Source organism: Frankia sp. Hr75.2 (genome assembly GCF_949319125.1).
In the GTDB taxonomy this organism is placed as follows: Bacteria; Actinomycetota; Actinomycetes; order Frankiales; family Frankiaceae; genus Parafrankia; species Parafrankia soli.
The window spans coordinates 1-1,672 of the sequence record NZ_CASGGV010000137.1 but is presented as its reverse complement, the minus strand read 5'-3'; the positions used below and the strand labels follow the sequence as shown (position 1 = coordinate 1,672).

The following is a 1,672-nucleotide window of genomic DNA, read 5'->3' as shown; positions in this document are numbered from 1 at the left end:
GGCTTTTCCCAGTTGGCCGGAATCTGTAGTCAGCTGATCACGCCGCCTGCGGCGGGGTGGTTGACGGTGTGTAGCCAGGTGGGGCGGGTCGCGCGGGAGGCGAAGTAGCGGGCGCGGAGCTGCTGGTTGGTGACGTTGCGCAGGCCGAACGCGGTCCGGTAGACGAGCTTGACGAGCCGGTTGACGCCCTCCGTGGCCGCGTTGGACAGGGAGTGGAGGACCGCGTTGGCGATCTCGGCACGCCACTTGGAGATCGTCTCAGCGAGGACGGTGATCTCGGGGACGGTCTCGCCGACGGTGGCGCAGTAGGTGAAGAACCTGGTCAGGGCGTTGGAGACGTCGGAGCGGGTGATCGGGTGGCCGGAGCGGTGCGCGGCGAGCGCGAGCACGGCGCGCAGGAGCTCCTTGGCGCGCCAGGCGGCGGTGATCTGCCGGCCGCGGTCGCCAAGGTCGGACAGGGTACACAGCAGCCGGCCGCGGGCGGCCGGGGAGAGGGCCTCCTCCCGGCGCACGAGCAGTCCCTTGATCTTGTATTCGGGGTCGTCGGCGCGGCCGCGGCGACCGTGGTGCTCCTGGGTGACCCGGCGGCGGACGTCGCCGATCATCTTGTTCGCGAGCTGGGTCACGTGGAAGGGGTCGACCGCGAGCATGGCGTCGGGCAGCGCGGCCCGGGCCGCCGCCTTGTAGACCGTCGACATGTCGATCGTGACGGCCCAGATCCCGGCCCGCCAGGCAGCGGGCTGGGACAGGACCCAGGCGGCGGTGCCGGCGACGGTCCGGCCCTCGACCTGGCCGAGCAGGCCGTGGCCGGCGTGGTCGACGAACACCGTGAGCCAACGGTCGGCGTCCTCGACCCACCGGCCGCTGTCGGGGTCGCGGTGATACCGCGGGCGGCCCCGGCGGTGCTCGTCGAGCCCGAGCACCCCGACCGGCGGCAACGGCCCGGACACCGACCGCCTCACCGGCCCGCCGCCCTCCCCTTCGGCCGCGTCGGCGCCGGCTTCCGTGACCCCGTCCTCGGCGCCGGGAACGACCGTGTCCTCGCCGACGGGGCCAAGGGCCACGACCCCCGCCGCGTCGGCGACCACGGCGAACGCGTCCTGGGCCGTGCACCAGGCCACCCCGACCGCACCAGCGACCCTGCTGACCGGCACCCCCCAGTCCCCGACCAGGTGGCCGACCGCCTTCCGCCCCACCGTCGACACCCGCGCGCCCCGCGCCGCCAGCGGCCCGCTCTCGACGAAACTGCCCTGCTCGCAGCCGGACTGGTCACAGAACAACCGCGGCTTGTGGACGGTCACCCGCGCCGGCGCGACGACGAGGTGCGCCAGCCGCTGCCCGACGAACTCCTTGATCCGCCCCGACGGCTCGCCGCAGCGCGGGCAGCAGGCCACCACCGGGCCGGCCACATGCAGCGACCAGGAACCGTCCCTCTCCCGCTCCACCGCCGTAACCACCACCCCGGCCAACCCCAGGAACTCCGCCAACACCAGCCCGCTACCCTCGAACACGCGCACCCGTCCACTCGGCGATCACTTCCTTCAGCAAGAGCGATCATGCCGAATGGCGGGTGCGTCCTACTTCCCGGAATCACCGGCGCTACGCACAGTCACAACCGGCCATCGCCGGCAGTCACCGGACAGACACGATCTCCGGCGAACCGGGAAGAGCC

At 72.9% G+C, this 1,672-nt stretch carries 1 protein-coding gene; it reads right to left on the bottom strand.

Features of this window, described 5'->3' with window-relative positions:
* Positions 1-29: 29 nt before the first annotated feature.
* Positions 30-1,511: a transposase gene (locus tag AC559T_RS12350; RefSeq protein WP_498868788.1), complete on the bottom strand. Its 1,482-nt coding sequence runs from the start codon at positions 1,509-1,511 to the stop codon at positions 30-32.
* Between the last annotated feature and the right edge of the window lie 161 nt (positions 1,512-1,672).